Genomic DNA, 18,538 nt, shown 5'->3' with positions numbered 1-18,538 from the left:
TGGGTCTACCAAGGCGAACCCCCGCGAGGTTGCAGAGCGTGACATGACAGAGCTTCATCAAATCGGAATGCTATGGATGCGCGGATCGCTGAGCTTTCTTGAGCAGCTTTGCGTGCAGTCCTTTCTGGATGCCGGGCATCATACGATCCTTTACACCTACGAAGATGTCGACCGCGTGCCCGACGGGGTTGAGTTTCGCGACGCTGCCGACATCCTGCCCGAGACCGGGTTTCTGGTGCATGAGCGCACGGGCTCGCCGGCGCTGCATTCCGATCTGTTCCGCTATCACATGCTGCACGGGGCCGAGCGGATGATCTGGGCCGACACGGATGCCTATTGCCGCAAACCCTTCGTCACCGAGACCGGGCATTTCTTTGGCTGGGAAAGCAAGAAACACATCAATGGCGGCGTACTGGGCCTGCCCCGCGACAGCGCGGCGCTGGGCCTGCTGCTGGATCATTGCTCGGACGAGTTTGCCATTCCAACATGGTATGGCGAGGATTACGTCAAAGAGCTGGAGGAGAAGAAAGCGGCCGGAAACCCGGTCCACGCGGGCGAACAGCCGTGGGGGGTCTGGGGGCCCCATGCGGTGTCTCACTTCCTGCACAAGACGGGCGAGGATCGCTATGCGTTCGCGCAGGAGGGGCTCTATCCTTATACGTTCCGCGACCGCCGCAAGATCGTCAAACCCAAGGTCCGGGTCAGCGACTATGTCACCGACAACACCTATTCGGTGCATCTTTACGGGCGGCGGATGCGCAAGTTTCTGGCCGAGAAATACGAGGGCGTCCCCGACCCGACCGGCCTGCTGGGGCAATTGCTGATCAAGCACAAGATCAACCCGCTGGACGCGCCGCTGCGCGATTGTCCGAACCCCGATCCCGACAGCCATTTCGCCAAGGCCTTCCGCGAAGAGATCAACGGCAAGAAATACCTCTCGGCCACGCCGGCATCCGAAAACCCCGCGCCGCTGAACGCGGTTGTCGGGGTCACGACGATGAAGAACGAAGGCCCCTATATCATCGATTGGGTCGCCTATCACCTATGGCTGGGGTTCACGCATTTCCTTGTCTACACCAACGACTGTTCCGACGGCACGGATCAGATCCTGGACATGCTGGCCGAGCGCGGGCTGGTGACGCGGATCGACAACCCTGCCCGTATGGACAAGGGCGAACGGCCGCAGCGCGTGGCGCTGTCGCTGGCGCAGGACCATCCGGTGATCCAGTCGGCGGATGCCTATATGGTGTTCGATGTGGACGAATACATCGACATCCACACCCCCGAGGGCACGTTGCGGTCGCTAATGGACGCCACCGGCAACCCCGAGATGATCTCGATGACCTGGCGGTTCTTCGGATGTTCCGGCGTTGCCGATTTCGCCGACAGCCCGGTGCCGATGCAATTCGACCGCTGCGCGCCCCGGCTGGTGCGGTTCCCGCATCACAACTGGGGCTTCAAGACCTTCGCGCGCCTGCCGTCCAGCTATGCCCGGCTGGGCATTCACCGCCCGCTTGGGCTGGTGGCCGAGGACATGCCGCACTGGGTCAACGGCTCGGGCGAACATATGCCCGACCGGTTCCGCGAAAAAGGCTGGCGGTCCTCGTTGGAAAGCTGGGGGTATGGGCTGGTGACGCTGAACCATTACTCGGTGCGCTCGCTGGACAGCTATCTGGTCAAGCGCGACCGGGGACGCACCAACCATATCAACCGCGAACAGGGCATCGAATACTGGAACGTCCACAACCGCAACGATCAGCAGGATCACTCGATCAGCACCAATTTCGAGCGGTCGCTGCCCCTGCGCAACGATCTGATGGCGGACCCCGCGCTGGCCGCGTTGCACGAGGCCAGCTGCAACTGGCATCGCGCGCGCATCAATGAGCTGAAAGAGCGGCCTGAGTATAACAAGCTGTATCAATGTCTTGCGCTGGATATCCTGTCACACGGCGTACCCGACAGCGAACAGCCCGGCCCCGTCCCGCTGCCTCGGCTGCCGCTGACCGGGCCTGCTTTCGATCTCTCGGCAGTCAAACCCGTGGCCAAGCCGCAGCCGGTGCAACCGGGCCCTGCCCCGCGCGCCGAAAAGATACCCACAGGACATACCGCGCAGGAGGCCTATGAGCGGCTGCGGAAACGCGTCGCACAAGAGCTTGCACCGCTGACCCCCATCGACCCGTTGCCACGCGACCGGATCACCATCGTCTCGACCATGCGGAACGAGGCCCCTTTTGTGCTGGAATGGATCGCCTATCACCGCTCGATCGGGGTGACGGATTTCCTGATCTACACCAATGATTGCACCGATGAGACGGTGGCGCTGCTGGATCGGTTGCAGGCGCTGGGATACGTGACCTGGCGGGACAATCCGGGCCGCTCGGACCCGCCTGCCAAGCTGCAGCGCAAGGCCCTGAACCACGCGGCCCGCCAGCCGCTGGTTACCGAAACCGACTGGCATGTCTGCCTCAATTGCGACGAGTTCATCAATATCCACGTGGGCGACGGCACCCTGCCCACGCTGTTTGCGGCGATGAACGAACCCAATCTTGTATCCATGACCTGGAAGCCGTTTGGCAATGCCGGGGTTGCACGGTTCGCCGACGGCTGGGTGACGGAAACCTTCGACCGCTGTGCGCCGCAATTCATCGCAAGGCCGGGGCGGGATTGGGGCTTCAAAACCCTTGTGCACCGATCCGCCCCGTTTCGGAAACTGGGGCCTCATCGGCCACTGGACCCGGACATGGACCGGATCGCCGAACTGCGCTGGGTCAATGGATCGGGTCGAGAAATGCCCGAGCAGTTGCATGGTTCGAACGGCTGGCGGTCAACCAAACGGTCGCTGGGCTATGATATGGTGACGCTGAACCATTACGCGCTGCGCTCGGCCGATAGCTATCTGGTCAAGCGCGACCGGGGCGTGCCGGGCGATGAGGATGTGGGCAGGGCCTACTGGGATCGGCGCAACTATAACAGCGAACGCGACGACCGGATCCAGCAACATCTGCCCCGCGCCCGAGCCGAGTTGGACCGGATGATGGCGGACCCGCAGGTTGCGACACTGCACCGCTCGGCGGTCGATACCCATCAGCGCAGGGTGGCCGCGCTGAAGGCGCTGCCGGATTATGCGCGGCTTTACGAAGAGATATCGGCGCCCGACCAGCCGGATGCGATTTTCCTGTCGGACCGGGCCGAGGCTGCGAACTAGCCGTCGTTTTCGCGCGCCTGCTTTTCAGCGTGGATCGCCTGACGGATCGACATCAGCTGGCCCCACATGCGCCGCTGGGTGCTCATCGGCAGTACGCGGGTGGGGCCGATCTGGCAGATGCGGGCATAGGTGTAGAACATATCCGATTGCTGCAGCAGCGCCCGGATCCGTGCCTGTCGCCATGCGACGGCCCGGATGTGCAGCCGGTCCAGCTCGGGGTCGGCGCGCAGTTCGGCCATGCCCTGGGCAATGGCATCGGCGTGACGCAGGATCGCGGCATCCTCGACCTGATTGAAATCGCGGTCGATCCAATAGGCCAGATCAATCGGATCCTCGCTGTGATTGGGGCGGCCCCGTTCGGCCTTGACCAGATAGTTCTCGACCGCGCCCAGCGCATAGTGGTTCAGCTGCGCCAGCCCGTATCGGGGGGCGACGCTGGGGATGACCGTGCCGGGGACGGCGGGGGCCGGGTCGCCATTGCCGTCGACCATGGTAAAGGCAGCACCTTCCTGCAATCGGGGCCGATGTACGCCCAACCGGTCCAGCCGGTGATCGGCGCGAAACAGGGTCTTGAACTGCACCGCGCGCCATGGCCACAGCAGCGTTTCGGGGGCCGCGCGGGTAAACAGACCCGTCACCGGCTGATCCTGAAACGCCACCTGCTGATTGTGCCCGAACATACGCCACGGCACCGCAAAGGCGTCCGCGTCAGGGCGCGCGGCAATCAGATCGGCGATCTGGCCATCGCCTTGGTGAATGCACAGAAACTCATCCACATCCGAGACAAGTATCCAGTCGGCCTGCGCCACAAGCCGGTGGTTCGAGGCGCGGCTGAGCGCCTGCCATTGCACCGTCTTCTTGCCCTTGCGCGGGTTGGGCTTGTGGCAGATGATCTTCAACGCGTGCAGACGGTCCAGAATGGCGTCGGTGCCATCGTCGCAATCATTGCTGAAGATCAGGAAATCGGTCACGCCGATGGCGCGGTGATAGGCGATCCATTCCAGTATGAACGGCCCCTCATTGCGCATCGAAGTTACGATCAGGCAGCGCGGTCCGCTCACGTCAATATGCCGCCTCTGATGCTTCGGGCAGCAGCAGGCTCAGCTCGCCTTCCGGGAAGTCATCGAAGGACAGATCCCATGCCGCCCCGGGCCAGAGCAGTTGTAGCTGCTTTTTCGCTGGCCGGTAGACGGCGGTGTAAAGCGTGCCGAAGCCCGATTTGAACGCGGTTGAATAGAGCGGCGGGCGCAGGAAGGCGTCAATGAACCGCTTTTCGCTTTCGGGGTGCTGGTTCAGGCGGTTCAGCAGGAATCGCTCGCGTTCGACTGTTGCGGTGAACCGCGCGTGTTTGGACCATTCCACATGGCCCTGATGGTTCGTCGCGACCGGCACGTCCGAGATTTGCGGGTGGCGGTCAGGGGCAAGATACACCGTACTGTGGTTGTATTTCGCATCCAAAACGGTGACGTTGTAACTCATGTGACAGGGAATACGGCAGAGGGCGTCAACCGCCTGGGCCGTGGTCTCGCAGGTTTGCAGCACATAGCGCAGGATCAAGGGCACGCCGAACCCATCGCCCACCTCGCGTCGTCCGCCGAAGGTCAGGGATACGGCCAGACCGGCATCGTTTATGCCGTCGAGCAGACCCAGAATACCGTCGCTCATCCCGATCACACCGCGCCCGTCCCAGCGGGTTTTCAGCATCGCCGCGTCGAAGGTTTTCGGGTGATAGTCATAGTTGCGCACCAGAAACGGCGTCTTGCCGCGCCAGATCGCCTGACTGCAGCCCGACAGGTATTTCGGCGGGCAATAGAAGCTGAGGAACCGCGCCTGACTGTCGCTGCCGCCGACCAGTTCGACCACTTGATTATACAGCGGCACGATCTCGGGCATGTGGCGTTCCAGCGCCCGCAGGCATTCGCGATAGGTGGGGCGCGCCGAATACCCCTCTTTCGCCCACCATTTGCGGTAGGCGGGCCAGTATTCGGCAAACAGCCCGGCCAGCTTGGGGCCGGGCTGCGCCTCATCGATTGAGCGAAATACAAGCGCCATGGGGCTTTCTACATGATTTTGAACGCGGGGTCTTCCATCGGTTGCGCCGCAGGCAGAGGTTCAGCCGCATAAGCCGAGGTGATCCCGTGAATCCATTTCTTCGACTTCTCAGTCAGCTTAAAGCCTTTGGTCATCGACCGGCCGCGCGTCACCAGAATGCCCAGATCGGCCCCTTCATAGCGGTAATCACCGACATTCGAGATACGCAGGAAGAACGCCTCGTTCTCGCCCACCGCACGGCGGTGATAATCGAAGCGGTCGAACACGACGCGACCATCTTCCAGCATCTTGTAGATGCCCGATTGCGGCGCCTGCGTGATGCGATCGACGCTGTCATCGGTATGCTTGATCACCATCTGTGACCAACTGTCGATCATATCCGGGTCGGCCCAGCGGGCGTTCAGTTCCTCGACATCCAGCTTGAAGGGTTTCTTGGTGAATTCCAGCAGGTGGAACAGGAACAACGGCGCATCGGCATGGGCAAAGGCCGCATGGTTGGTCATGGAACTGGCCCCGGTGATGCGCGGGTTCAGCTCGCCCAACCAAAGCTCTCCGGTCTTCTTGTCGATCAGGAAATCCAGTTCGAAATAGCCGCGATAACCGGACTTGCGCAGTTCCTCGCCGAACTGGAAGGTCAGTTGCCGCGCCTGTTCGCGAGCCTTGGGCGGGAATGCGGTCGAGAAGATTTCGTTCCCGCACCAGCCACCGCGATAGGGGGTGAGTTCCTTGAAGCCCACAAGCTCGGTCATCAGCGGGCCCACAATCGTGCCTTCGGACGTGGCACAGGCCTCGATCGCCGCACCGCGACAATCGATCCGCTTCATGATCTTGATCTCGCCTTCGCCGACGATCTCGTCCTTGTGCTTGTTGAAATCAGCCTCGGACTTGATGAAGAACGTGGTGTGGCCGCTGTCGCCAAAGGCCGATTGCAGCACCAGATCGTGGCCCAGCCCGGCCTTGTCGCAGATTTTCTGCAGGTGATCATAGCTTTTGACCACACTCAGCGTATTGGGCACCGACGGCACACCCGCCTTGTTGCCAATACGAACCGTTTCGATCTTGTTATCGCATTTGGTGCGCAGCTTGGCCTTGGGGAACCACAGCTGACCGCCCAGTTCCTTGACCAGTTTCTCGGTCGTCTCGTCAAACATCAGGAAGACAAACTTGGGCTTGCCGCCGCGCCGTTTGATCAGGTCGATGACCTCTTTGTGCTGCAGCAGATAGTTGTTGATGTCTTCGATGGACTGGAATTCGTCATGCGGCATCTCGGAAGGCACGAACACGTTCGGATGCCGCCCGTCAAAGCAATCCATGTAGCAGATATAGGTGAAATTCATCACCCATTCATCCAGCCCCAACAGGTTGAAATTGGTCGCCGACACGAAATAGATCGGGTCCTTGTTGGTGTGGAAATACCGGCGGATTTCCGAGATGTTCTTCAGCACCTTCTTTGGCATATGGTCCTCCCAGTCCCTTATGTTTTCTTGACTGATTTCAAAGCGTCTTCGGTAAAAATGCGCAGGCCCAGATCGGCGCGGAAACCGTGGATTTCCGACACGTCCAGCTCTTGCATAAATTTCAGAATCTCGGGGCTGATCACCTGCCCCGGCACCAGAATGGGAAAGCCCGGCGGATATGGGATCACGAATGTGGCCGAGACCATTTCCTCACCCGCTTCCAGCCGATCCAGCATATCCTTGTCGGGTTCCACGTAATCGCAATTATCCTCGTCATAAGACAGGAAGAACGCGGTGCGGATGTCCCCGGCCTCGGTGCCGTCAACACAGCGGAACGCGTCGTGGAAGCGGCTGAAATCAGGCAGCGGTGGGACGTGTTCACTCAGGTTTTTGACGCGTTTTTCGAAGGCGCGCTTTTCCATCTTGGACGCGTCGTCCATCAGATCGTCCAGCTCCTTGGCGATCTCGACCAGCACCTCGATCAGATAAGCGACCGAGCTGCGCGTGGTGCCGATATTGGTCATGAACAGCACGGTATTGCGCGAGGTCTTGTTGATCTGGATGCCGTATTTGTCCATCAGAATCTTGGTCTTGAACGTATCGCCATCCCAGCCCGTCGCACCCACATGCAAGGTGATGCGGGTGGCATCCAAAACGAATTCATCCTTGGCCCAGCAATCCCACACATCGGCCCAGCCCTGATCGGGGTCGAAATAGCTGGTCATGCCGCTTTCGCGGTATTCCTCGGGGATCATGTCGCCCGCCGTGACCAGCCGGAAGTATTTCCTGAGCAGCGGATGGGTCGTCACCGCCCGGCGGATCGCCATGGCGCTTTCCACCTGACGCTGAACGAATTCATAGCCTTCGATCTCGACCTGCCTGCGGCCCACATCCAGAGACGCAATGATCTGGTAATTGGGCGAGGTCGAGGTGTGGGTCATGTAGGCCTCGTGAAAGGCCTCTTCCACCGCGCCTTTGAACTGCTGGTCGTTGACGTGGATCATCGAGCCCTGCCGCAGCGCGGTCAGCGTCTTGTGCGTGGATTGCGTTGCATAGACCCTAACCCGCGCGTCCGGCGGCGCGATCAGGCGGGTGTTGAGCAATGTCTCGTCATCCGCGCCCTCCAGCTCGGCCTGCTGGGCGGCGTAGGCTTCGGCGTGCTCGGCGGTGCGGAATTGTTCACGCAACAGGTTGGCCGAGCGCATCGCCGTGCGCACGCGGGTGTTGGGGGCGAACCGGGCATAGCCGAACCAGGCCTCATCCCACAGGAACACAAGGTCTTTCTTGATCGCCAGGCATTCCTGCATCACCCGCTGGACGTTGTAGACGATGCCATCGAACGTGCAGTTGGTCAGCAGCACCATGCGCACCTGATCCAGCTTGCCTTCGGCCTTCAGGGTCAGCAGCTTGTGCTTGATCTCGCGGATCGGCACCGCGCCGTACATCGAGTAGTCATGCAGCGGATAGCTGTCCATGTAGACAACGCTCGCGCCTGCTAACACCATGCCGTAATGGTGCGATTTGTGGCAGTCGCGGTCGACCAGCACGATATCACCGGGCCTGACCAGTGCCTGCACCACGATCTTGTTGCAGGTCGAGGTGCCGTTGGTGGCAAAAAACGTCTGTTTAGAGCCAAAAGCACGCGCGGCGGCCTCTTGCGCCTCTTTGATCGGCCCTTTCGGTTCCAACAGCGAATCCAGCCCGCCCGAGGTGGCCGAGGTTTCGGCCATGAAGATGTTCGAGCCGTAAAACGCCCCCATATCCTGAATCCAATGGCTGCGGCTGATGGATTTGCCGCGGCTGATCGGCATCGCATGGAACACACCGGTGGGCTGTTTGGAATATTCTTTCAGCGCGGTGAAGAACGGCGTCTTATACCGCCGTTGCACCCCGCGCAGGATGTTCAGGTGCAGTTCCAGAAAGTCTTCCTGATTGTAGAACACACGCCGGCACAGACCCAGATCAAGGCCCGCGATATCCTCGGCCGAGCGGTCGGTGATCAGATAGGCGTCCAGCTCGGGGCGCAGCTTGCCGATGCGGCGGCAGGTCTCGGGGCCGTATTCCGAGGGCGACAGCGCATCCAGATCAGCGCCTTCGCCATAGAGGCTGACATAGCGGCCCAGCACATTGGTTTCATTCTTCGATTTTAGGCTCAGACCCGGGCGGACAATGACGGCCTGCACATTCTGGTTGAACAACACCCCAATCAACGCATCCTCGACGCTGGGGACGACGACGGTTTCGTAGATAAAGGGGTCTTCGCTGCGGCGCATCCGCTGCAGGCTGGTTTGCAGGAACCTTTCCTGATGCTCGTTGACATTGTCGACGATCATCACCTCGAAATAGGGTCGCCCCAGGGTGCGGGCTTCGAGGCTTTGGGCGGTTTCGTCCTCGAACTCATCGACATCTGCCTCATCCGCGATCAGCGGGATCGAGCGGCGGCGATAGGCCCCCGAGGTCAACGCCCGCGACACCCGGCGCACGGCGGTCGAGAAATCGGCGAAATTGTCATGTTCCAGCAGCCGGCGCAGGTGGTCGAAGGCGGACGGCCCCGGAAAGGCAAAATACCTCTCGATTGGGGCCAGCGCCTGAAGCAGACGGCGTGCGCGGTCCCGGTCCTTGTCGCTGGCATTCTGGTCAAGCGATTCCGCCGTTTCCCGCAGCGCGCTCCACCTGTCCGCCCTCAGTTGCGAGGCGCTGTAGTAGTCCGAGATGGAATGGAGCTTTTCGCTGTCGGATAAGCCGTGCATGAAATCCTTGTCCTTTCTGCCGATACCGAAAAGCCGCCCCGGTGTCAGTCTGTCCCTGAGCGCCCTTTGTAGAGATAGAGATTATCGGGCTTTTTCGCGGCGTCTTCACTATATCCCAGCGCCGTTCTGGGATCGGATGCAGCAACGCCTGCCACGTCGCCTTTTTGCGGAATGCGCAGCGGGCCAAGCGTGTGCAGATAGGCATCCGCACCACTGTTGCGATCGTAGACGGGGAAATCCGCCTCGCGGTCGCGGAAGCTTTTGAGGACCTGACCCAGACCTTTCAACCCGACCTCACGCTGGCGGCGGACCTGATCCAGATCGATCTCGATGGGGAAGATATCCTCTTGCCCCGCCGACTGGTGCAGGACGGTTGCCGACGGATCAACGACCAGCGAACGGCCCACGCCACCGGCGGCCAGCCCGTTCACGTCGAACACGTAGCACTGGAACTGTGCGGCGGTGGCCTTGGCGATCGACAGCTCGGCCTCGCGGTCGGTGGTGCCGGTCAGAACCGGGTGCAGCAGAACCTCGACCCCCTGACTGGTCAGGTGGCGGGTGGTTTCGGGGAACCAGATGTCATAGCAGATCGACAGGCCGAACCGGCCCACATCCGGGACATCAAAGATGCAGAATTCGGTGCCCGACGAGATACTCTGCTCATAGGGCTTGAACGGGAACATCTTGGAATATTTTGAGACGATCTCACCATCCGGGTTGATCACCACCGAGGTATTGAAAATCCGCCCGTCCTCGTGCTTTTCGAACATCGAGCCGGGGATCAGCCAGATGCCATAGCGCCGCGCGGCATCCTGAAACCGCGACAGGTCGTCATTGGGGAAGGGCTGGGCAAACCGGTCAAGCGGGCCGTAAGGGGCCAGTTCGCTGAACAGCGCCATCTGTGTCCACGGGAACCGCGCCATCATCACGTCGATCCGATGCAGCATCGCCTCGACATTCGAATGCATCGCGCCAACGTGCATCTGGATTCCGGTTATCGCAAAGGGGGTCATTTTTCGTTTCTTCTCTTTTTCTTGCCGATTGCGACTGCCGTGGTGATCCGGCGTTCTTCATCGGAACATAAAACCGCGTGTTCGCGCAAGCCCGCTGTCCGCAGGCGATTGATTTATCCGGCCTCTTCCTCGGCGACATCCTCGCCGAGTGGTTCCACAAAGTCGATGTCGTTACGAACCCAGAAGAACCGGAAGCCACAACTGCGCAGCCATTTTTCCAACCGGTCCAGACTGGACCATTCCCGGCGCAGACCGCGCGTGGATTCGACCAGCGCCCATTGGCCATCGACCAGAAAGTAGACTGTCCAGGTGTTGGGATGCGCCGACTGGTTGGCAAAACCGCCGCTAACCACCTCGCGCGCGGTGCGCACGGCGACCGGATAGTCTCCGATCCGGTTTTCAGCGGCGAGGATGGCCAGATCGTTCTGGCGGATCGTGAAAGTGGGAAGGGGTGCGTCGTTCATGATTTGCCTGTTAAAGAACACACCCATTCCGGTACCTCACGATCCGTCTTCTGATCAACCTCTGACGGGCTCACGCGGCCTCGGTCTGTTCGGTGACTTCGGCGTTTTCGACCACAGCTTCGGCATCCTGATCGTGAATCGCACGGAACAGCGCCTTGCGACGCTCGCTGATGTCCTCGGATTTCAGGTTCTCGATCCGGGTTGCCAGCGTCCAGATATGGCCGAACGGATCGGCAACGGTGGCGCAACGCTCGCCCCAATAGGTGTCATTTGCGTCAGCGATCAGGGTTGCGCCGTTTTCCAGTGCGGTCGCCAGCGCGGCATCCGCGTCTTCGACATACATGTGGTGACCAACGGGGATGACGGTGCCCGGAGCGGTCGGAACATGCGCGCCCCAGCCAGCGGTGACGAACAGCATCGAATTGCCGATCTTGATGGCGGCAAAGCCGGGGGCCTCTTCCGCGTCATAGGCCTGAATCTTGGCGTCAAAGGCGTTTTCATAAAAGGTCAGCGCCGCAGGAACATCGGCAACGGCAAGCGATGCGGTGCAGGTGCGATAGCCGCGGGGCAGGGTGGCAGGCTTCTTTTTCATAGCTCAAATCTCCGAATTGGGCGGGGGTCACCCGTTGGAACATGCGGGGCAACTCCCGCACTATGCACCATACTGTGGATCAACTCGGCAAGTATTGCAACACTATGATGCATAGTGCTGAGATTTCTGTGCTGAAGGTCAGAATGTCGGGGGTGTGCAGGCGCTGACGATCCGGCATTTCTCCGGGCCCACCTGCCGGAAGCGGTGCGGCGTGCGGCTGTCAAAGTAATAGGCATCCCCCGGCCCCAATACCTTACGCTGATCGCCCACCGTGACCTCGACGCGACCCGAAATCACGATGCCGCCCTCTTCGGCCTCGTGCCCATACATCACCCGGCCCGTGTCCGCGCCCAGATCATAGGTTTCCTGCAGGATCATCATCGCGCGGCCATAGAGGTTCGAGCCCACCTGCCGCAGCGACAGCCCGCCCTTGCCGATCTCGGTCAGATCCTCAGCGGCGTAGAACACGGTCTGTTCGCTTTCGATCTCAAACGAGAAGAAATCGGACATGCTGATCGGAATGCCCTGCAATATCCGCCGCAGCGCCCCGACCGAGGGGTTCATCTTACCCGACTCGATCAGCGAGATGGTCGAGTTCGGCACGTCCGATTTCTTGGCCAGCGCCCGCTGCGACAGGCCAGCACGTTCGCGCAGGGTCCGCAAGCGCAATCCAAGGGTCAGATCATCCTGATTGGCGTTCTTCATGTTCACTATCCGCATCACTTGAGGGGTGCCGGGACCGTAAATCAAGGGCTTATGATTCACAAGAAACAGGCTTTCGCCTGAGGCTGTGGGCACTACAGTCACGCGGTCAGATTTGCGGGCGCGCACGCCCGGTAACCCGAAAGGACGCAAGATGCTGAATGCTCAGATTGCTGAACGCCGCAACACCTCGATCGCGCAGGGCGTGGGGATGCAGACACAGGTCTATGTGGACCGCGCCGCGAATTCCGAGGTGTGGGACGTCGAGGGCAAGCGCTATATCGATTTCGCCGCAGGCATCGCCGTTGTGAATACCGGGCATTGCCACCCCAAGGTGATGGAGGCGGTGCAGACACAGGCCGCGAACTTTACCCATACCTGCCATCAGGTTTTGCCCTATGAAAACTACATCCGTTTGGCCGAGCGTCTGAACGAGAAGGTGCCGGGCGATTTCACCAAGAAGACCGTCTTTGTGACCACCGGCGCCGAAGCGGTTGAGAATGCGGTCAAGATTGCCCGCGCCGCCACCGGTCGCCCCGCCGTGATCGCCTTTGGCGGCGGTTTCCATGGCCGCACCTTCATGGGCATGTCCCTGACCGGCAAGGTGCAGCCCTATAAGGCTGGCTTTGGCGCGATGATGCCCGACACCTATCACGTGCCGTTCCCGGTTGAACTGCACGGCACCTCGGTCGAGGATTCTCTGGGCGCGCTGACCAAGCTGTTCAAGGCCGATCTGGACCCGGGCCGCGTAGCCGCGATCATCATCGAGCCGGTTCAGGGCGAAGGCGGCTTCTACCCCGCGCCAGCTGAGTTGATGCGCGGCCTGCGCGCGCTGTGTGACGAACACGGCATCGTTCTGATTGCGGACGAAGTGCAGACAGGTTTCGCTCGCACCGGCAATCTGTTTGCGATGGACGCCTATGACGTGGCCGCTGACATCACCACCATGGCCAAAGGTCTGGCGGGAGGTCTGCCTCTGGCCGCTGTCACAGGGCGCGCCGACCTGATGGATGCGGCGCAACCCGGCGGCCTGGGCGGCACTTATGGCGGCAACCCGCTGGGCATCGCTGCCGCCCATGCGGTGATGGATGTGATCGAAGAAGAAGACCTGTGCGCCCGTGCAAACGAGTTGGGCTCGCGACTGAAACAGCGTCTGGAATCGATCCGCGCCCGCACGCCCGAAATCGTCGACATTCGCGGCCCCGGCTTCATGATCGCGGCTGAGTTCAACACCACCGACGGCAGCACCCCGAACCCCGACATGGCCAACGCCGTGCGCGCCGAGGCGCTGACGCGCGGATTGATCCTGCTGACCTGCGGCGTATATGGAAACGTAATCCGTTTCCTCGCGCCGCTGACGGTGCAGGACGAGATCTTCGCCGAGGCGATGGATATCCTCGAAGCCTCGATCGACGCTGTCAAAGGAGCCTGAACATGCTGGATACCAAAGTGACCAAGCTGGAACTGAAAGATCCCAGCCTTCTGGAAACCCGCGCCTACATCAATGGTGAGTGGGTCGAGGGTGAGGCGACATTCCCCGTCCACAACCCCGCCACCGGCGATCTGATCGCGAACGTGACAGATATCAGCGTCGAAGGCACCGCGCAGACCATTGATGCGGCTTACGCGGCCAAGAAAGAGTGGGCGGCGCAAACCGGCAAGGAACGCGGTGCGATCCTGCGCAAATGGTTCGATCTGATGGTCGAAAACGCCGACGATCTGGCCACAATCCTGACCGCCGAGATGGGCAAACCCTGGCCCGAGGCACGGGGCGAGGTTCTGTATGGCGCCTCCTTCATCGAGTGGTTCTCGGAAGAGGCCAAACGCGTTTACGGCGACGTGATCCCCGGCCACCAGCGCGACAAGCGCATCGTGGTTCTGAAACAGCCTGTGGGCGTGGTCGGTTCGATCACCCCGTGGAACTTCCCCAACGCGATGATCGCGCGCAAAGTCGGCCCGGCGCTGGCGGTGGGCTGTACCTTTGTGGCGCGCCCCGCAACGCTGACGCCGCTGTCGGCGCTGGCGATGGCAGTGCTGGGCGAACGCGCGGGTATCCCCGCGGGTGTACTCAACGTCATTCCGGGGACCGACAGTTCCGGCGTGGGCAATGAGCTCTGCACCAATGACAAGGTCGCCAAGATCACCTTTACCGGCTCGACACGCGTGGGTCAGATTCTGATGCGTCAGGCGGCGGGCACGATCAAGAAGATGTCGCTGGAACTGGGTGGCAACGCGCCCTTCATCGTCTTCGATGACGCCGATGTAGATGCCGCCGTCGACGGTGCGATGATCGCCAAGTTCCGCAATAATGGCCAGACCTGCGTCTGCGCCAACCGCATCTATGTTCAGGCGGGCGTCTATGACGAGTTCGCCGCCAAGCTGGCCGAAAAGACCAAAGGTCTCAACATTGGCAACGGGTTTGCCGATGGCGTCACCACGGGCCCGCTGATCAATCAGGCAGCGGTCGACAAGGTCGAGGAACATATCTCGGACGCGGTGTCCAAGGGTGCCACGGTCACGCTGGGTGGCAAACGCTCGGATCTGGGCGGGACGTTCTTTGAACCCACCGTTCTGACCGGCGTGACCCCCGACATGGTGGTGGCAAAGGATGAAACCTTTGGCCCCGTCGCGCCCCTGTTCAAGTTCGAGGACGAGGATGACGTCGTCGCCATGGCCAATGACAGCGAGTTCGGTCTGGCCTCATACTTCTACAGCCGCGATCTGGCGCGCGTCTGGCGCGTGGCCGAAGGGCTGGAATCGGGAATGGTGGGTATCAACACCGGCCTGATTTCGACCGAGGTCGCGCCGTTCGGCGGCGTCAAACAATCCGGTCTGGGCCGTGAAGGGTCGAAATACGGGACCGAGGATTTCCTTGAGATCAAGTATCTCTGCATGGGCGAAATCCAGTAAACCGGCCCAGGGTAGCTGAAGTTCAACGCACCCGCAGTCCGCTGCGGGTGCTTTTCTTTTCAGACCGATGCGTGCCCGCGCAAACGGACCACCAAAGGCATCATCGCCAGCACCAGAGCGGCCGAGAAAAAGAACGGTGCGCCGGGCAGGTAAATCCCCTCGCCATCGACCGATGCCTGAAACAGGCCGGTCATCACCAGGGGCGACAGAACCGCAGCAACGGATGAAAGTGACGCGATGACGCCCTGCACCACGCCCTGTCGGTCTTCGTCCGCCTGGTTCGAGGCCATTGCGGTCATCAGTGCGGGCACGAGATCAGACAATGCGGCCAGCAACAAAAAGACCACTAGGGCCGTGACCGTCGCGGTGAACCCAAAGCCGATCATCCCGATCAGCGCTGAAATCATACCCAGCATCAGGGTTCGGTAATCGCCGATCCACCTGATGAAGACCGGCATCAGCCCGCCCTGAACGATGGCCAGCAATACGCCATAGGCCGCAAGCGACAGGCCGATATAAAGCGTGGGCCAGTCGAATACCTCGCGCGTCCAGAACGCCCATAGGGTCGGGTAGACCATGTTGGCGAACTCGAAGATGAAGATGCACAGCAGCGGCACCGCCAGACCCGGAAACCGGAAGGCGTCAAAGATCGATTTGAACGGGTTCAGATCGCGTTTTCCAAAGGGGCGGCGCTTCTCCGGCGTCAGGCTTTCGGGCAGGACAAACACGCCAAACAGAGCATTGGCCGCCGACAACGCGGCTGCAATCCAGAACGGTGCGGCGATGCTGATCTCGGCCGCAAGCCCTCCGATCGCAGGTCCGAGGACAAACCCGATCCCGAATGCCGCGCCGATCAACCCGAAGTTCTTGGCTTTCTCGGTTGGTGACGAGATGTCGGCAATATAGGCCGTCGCGGTGATGTAGGTCGCCCCCGCCAGACCCGCCAGCGTTCGCCCGAGCAGAAGCAGCCAGAAGCTGTCCGCCAGCGCCATGATCACATAGTCCAGCGCCAGCATGACCAAGGCGGCAATCAGGATGGGCCTGCGGCCAATGGCATCCGAGATGCTGCCGACGATAGGGCCGCAAAGGAACAACGCCCCGGCATAGGCCGCCATCAGCAGCCCGCCCCAGAATGCCCCCTGTCCGGTATCGCCAGCGCCAACCCGGTCCATCAGGTCCGGCATGATCGGGAACACGATGCCGATGCCGATGGCATCGATCATCAGAGTGATCAGTATAAAGGCGATGGCGCGGTTCTTGAACATATCGCCCTATCGGACGGGCGGATATGTAAAGCAAGTGAAAAGGGCCGCCGAGGACATCCCGAATGTCCCATGCGGCCCTTCCCGGATTTATATGTGTTGCTGCATGGAGCGTTTGTCTGCCTCGGGAGCCGGAAACTTTGAAAGTTTCCGGCCCGATTTCATTTCATGAAATCGGTTCCCGCTGCTACTGCCCCAGCGCTACACCTTCACGGCGCGGATCCGCAGCACCGATCAGTTGGCCATCCTTGATCAGGATCGCGTGCAGACCCGAGTTCAGGTCGGCCGCCTTGACCTCATGCCCTTTCGCGGCAAGCGCATCGAGGAAATCGGCGGCAGCGGTTTCCTGTTCCACCTCCATGCTTGATCCGTTGCGGTGCACGAAGTGGCCGGTCTCGATGGCATCCTGCGGGTCCATGTCCCAGTCGAGGATCGCGATGATGGTCTTGGCCACATAGTTGATGATGCGGCTGCCACCGGGCGAACCGATCAGCAGATAGGGCTCACCATCCTTCATCACGATGGTTGGCGACATCGAGCTGCGCGGGCGTTTGCCGCCCTCGACCCGGTTGGCCACCAGACGGTCACCATCTTTGGGCGCGCGGTCAAAGTCGGTCAGTTCGTTGTTCAGCAGGAAGCCCCGAACAAAGACACGGCTGCCAAAGAAGGTCTCAATCGTCGTGGTCATCGACAGTGCGTTGCCATACTGGTCGCGGATCACGATATGGCTGGTGCCGGGACGATCCGGGTTCTGCGACGGCGCAAACAGCGCGGTGTGATCGCGCGGCGGCTCACCGGCCGAACGCTTTTCACTGGCGGCTGCCGGATCGATCATTTCGGACCGCAGTTTCAGGTAGTCCTTGTCGAGCAGACCTTTGACCGGAACGTCAACGAAATCACTGTCGGCCATGTAGAGCGCGCGGTCGGCATAAGCCAGCTTGGCGGCCTCGGCATACAGGTGCGCCAGCTCGGCGTTCCAGCCAGCGCTCTTGAGGTCGAAGTTGTTCAGGATACCCAGAATCTGACCCACGGTCAGACCACCCGAGGTCGGCGGGCCCATGCCGCAGACGTCATAGCCGCGATAATCGGCGCAGACGGCGGGACGGACTTTGACCCGATAGGCGGCCATGTCTTCCAGCGTGATGTTGTTTTCCACCTTGGACGTAGAGTCTACCGCAGCCACGATATCTTCGGCAATGGGGCCGTGATAGAACGCATTCGCGCCCTGATCGGCCAGAATACGCAGGGTCTCGGCAAAGGCGGGGTTCTTCAGCAGGGTGCCTTCGGCCAGCGGGCTACCATCTTCGTTGAAGAAGTATTCCTTGGCACCGGGGAAGACGTCCAGATAGCGCTCGCGGTCGATGGTCGACTGGATCGAGTTCGCCATGCGCGGCGACACTTCGAACCCGTTTTCGGCCTGCTCGATGGTCGACTGGAACAGCGACGCCCAGTCTTTCTTGCCATAGAGGTTATGGGTCACTTCCATCAGACGCAGGATGCCGGGCACACCCACGGCCTGCCCGCCCGAGATTGCCTCGGCAAACGGGATCTTTTCGCCTTCGGCGTTCAGGAACCGTTCGGGCGTAGCTTTGGCGGGTGCCTTCTCGCGCGCGTCAAACGTGGTCAGGGTTTCGGATTCCGCGTCCCAATACAGCAGGAACGCACCGCCGCCGATGCCGGACGACTGCGGCTCGACCAGATTCAGCATCAGTTGCACGGCGATCATCGCATCTGCTGCGGTACCGCCCGCAGCCAGCACATCATAGCCCGCCTTGGCAGCAATCGGGTTGGCGGCTGAGACCATGAACTCGGTGCCGGTGACCGAATCCTTGTCCTCCCAGCCATAGCCATATTCCGGCGCAGGATCCTGAGCGCTGGCTGCACCCGCGATGACCCCTAGGGCCAAGGCGGCGCTGGTTCTCAGAAATGTCCTCATCATAAACTCCTCCGGGTGATGATTGACGGTTGATCGGTTTGTTCTGCTCTTATGGTTTCCTGTTGTGCTAGGCGCCGACAGCGGTCGAACGCACCACATATACGGACACTTGGGAGTGTCTGACCACGCGGGCGGCGTTTGGGCCCAGCAGATAGTCTTTGAGGTCTGGTTTATGGGCGCCGATGACGATGAGGT

At 60.9% G+C, this 18,538-nt stretch carries 14 protein-coding genes; 3 read left to right on the top strand and 11 right to left on the bottom strand.

Annotation, left to right across the window (positions count from 1 at the left end):
• The first annotated feature begins 43 nt into the window (after window positions 1-43).
• Window positions 44-3,205, top strand: coding sequence for a glycosyltransferase family 2 protein (locus ACR1XV_RS07510; RefSeq protein WP_480529874.1), 3,162 nt, complete (start codon window positions 44-46; stop codon window positions 3,203-3,205).
• Here the strand turns inward: ACR1XV_RS07510 and ACR1XV_RS07505 are convergent.
• From ACR1XV_RS07505 to ACR1XV_RS07470, 8 genes are all read right to left on the bottom strand, one after another.
• Window positions 3,202-4,266 (bottom strand): glycosyltransferase family 2 protein, encoded by a 1,065-nt coding sequence (locus ACR1XV_RS07505; protein WP_480529872.1) that lies wholly within the window; start codon window positions 4,264-4,266, stop codon window positions 3,202-3,204. The two genes, ACR1XV_RS07510 and ACR1XV_RS07505, sit on opposite strands and share 4 nt — an antisense overlap.
• A 1-nt stretch (window position 4,267) precedes the next feature.
• A complete protein-coding gene (locus ACR1XV_RS07500; protein WP_480529870.1) occupies window positions 4,268-5,257 on the bottom strand; it encodes a C45 family autoproteolytic acyltransferase/hydolase in 990 nt (329 codons plus the stop codon).
• A gap of 8 nt (window positions 5,258-5,265) precedes the next feature.
• On the bottom strand, window positions 5,266-6,714 hold the full coding sequence (locus ACR1XV_RS07495; RefSeq protein ID WP_480529868.1) for a biotin carboxylase: 1,449 nt from the start codon (window positions 6,712-6,714) through the stop codon (window positions 5,266-5,268).
• A gap of 17 nt (window positions 6,715-6,731) precedes the next feature.
• On the bottom strand, window positions 6,732-9,464 hold the full coding sequence (locus ACR1XV_RS07490; RefSeq protein WP_480529866.1) for an aminotransferase class I/II-fold pyridoxal phosphate-dependent enzyme: 2,733 nt from the start codon (window positions 9,462-9,464) through the stop codon (window positions 6,732-6,734).
• A 44-nt stretch (window positions 9,465-9,508) separates the two neighbouring features.
• Entirely contained in the window at window positions 9,509-10,477 is a 969-nt protein-coding gene (locus ACR1XV_RS07485; RefSeq protein ID WP_170449058.1) for a carbon-nitrogen hydrolase family protein, read from the bottom strand.
• 113 nt (window positions 10,478-10,590) lie between these two features.
• Window positions 10,591-10,941, bottom strand: coding sequence for a hypothetical protein (locus ACR1XV_RS07480; RefSeq protein WP_480529864.1), 351 nt, complete (start codon window positions 10,939-10,941; stop codon window positions 10,591-10,593).
• A gap of 70 nt (window positions 10,942-11,011) precedes the next feature.
• Window positions 11,012-11,533 (bottom strand): VOC family protein, encoded by a 522-nt coding sequence (locus tag ACR1XV_RS07475; RefSeq protein WP_480529862.1) that lies wholly within the window; start codon window positions 11,531-11,533, stop codon window positions 11,012-11,014.
• 138 nt (window positions 11,534-11,671) lie between these two features.
• Window positions 11,672-12,238: a cupin domain-containing protein gene (locus tag ACR1XV_RS07470; RefSeq protein ID WP_170674640.1), complete on the bottom strand. Its 567-nt coding sequence runs from the start codon at window positions 12,236-12,238 to the stop codon at window positions 11,672-11,674.
• A gap of 151 nt (window positions 12,239-12,389) precedes the next feature.
• Between ACR1XV_RS07470 and ACR1XV_RS07465 the strand changes: the two genes are divergently transcribed.
• Together ACR1XV_RS07465 and ACR1XV_RS07460 are read left to right on the top strand one after the other, a co-directional pair.
• Window positions 12,390-13,667, top strand: coding sequence for a 4-aminobutyrate--2-oxoglutarate transaminase (locus tag ACR1XV_RS07465; protein WP_480529860.1), 1,278 nt, complete (start codon window positions 12,390-12,392; stop codon window positions 13,665-13,667).
• 2 nt (window positions 13,668-13,669) lie between these two features.
• Window positions 13,670-15,145, top strand: a complete 1,476-nt coding sequence (locus tag ACR1XV_RS07460) for an NAD-dependent succinate-semialdehyde dehydrogenase (protein ID WP_480529858.1) — start codon at window positions 13,670-13,672, stop codon at window positions 15,143-15,145.
• A gap of 59 nt (window positions 15,146-15,204) precedes the next feature.
• Here ACR1XV_RS07460 and ACR1XV_RS07455 read toward each other — a convergent pair whose 3' ends face one another.
• The 3 genes from ACR1XV_RS07455 to ACR1XV_RS07445 all read right to left on the bottom strand — a co-directional run.
• Complete coding sequence (locus tag ACR1XV_RS07455) at window positions 15,205-16,410, bottom strand: MFS transporter (protein WP_480529856.1); 1,206 nt, start codon at window positions 16,408-16,410, stop codon at window positions 15,205-15,207.
• A gap of 184 nt (window positions 16,411-16,594) precedes the next feature.
• A complete protein-coding gene (gene ggt, locus ACR1XV_RS07450) occupies window positions 16,595-18,343 on the bottom strand; it encodes a gamma-glutamyltransferase (protein WP_480529854.1) in 1,749 nt (582 codons plus the stop codon).
• Window positions 18,344-18,410: 67 nt separating this feature from the next.
• On the bottom strand, window positions 18,411-18,538 hold a 128-nt coding region (locus tag ACR1XV_RS07445), incomplete at its 5' end, for a universal stress protein (RefSeq protein ID WP_480530670.1).

Source organism: Ruegeria sp. AD2(2025), from assembly GCF_056542385.1.
This window is presented reverse-complemented; position numbering and strand designations above follow the sequence as displayed.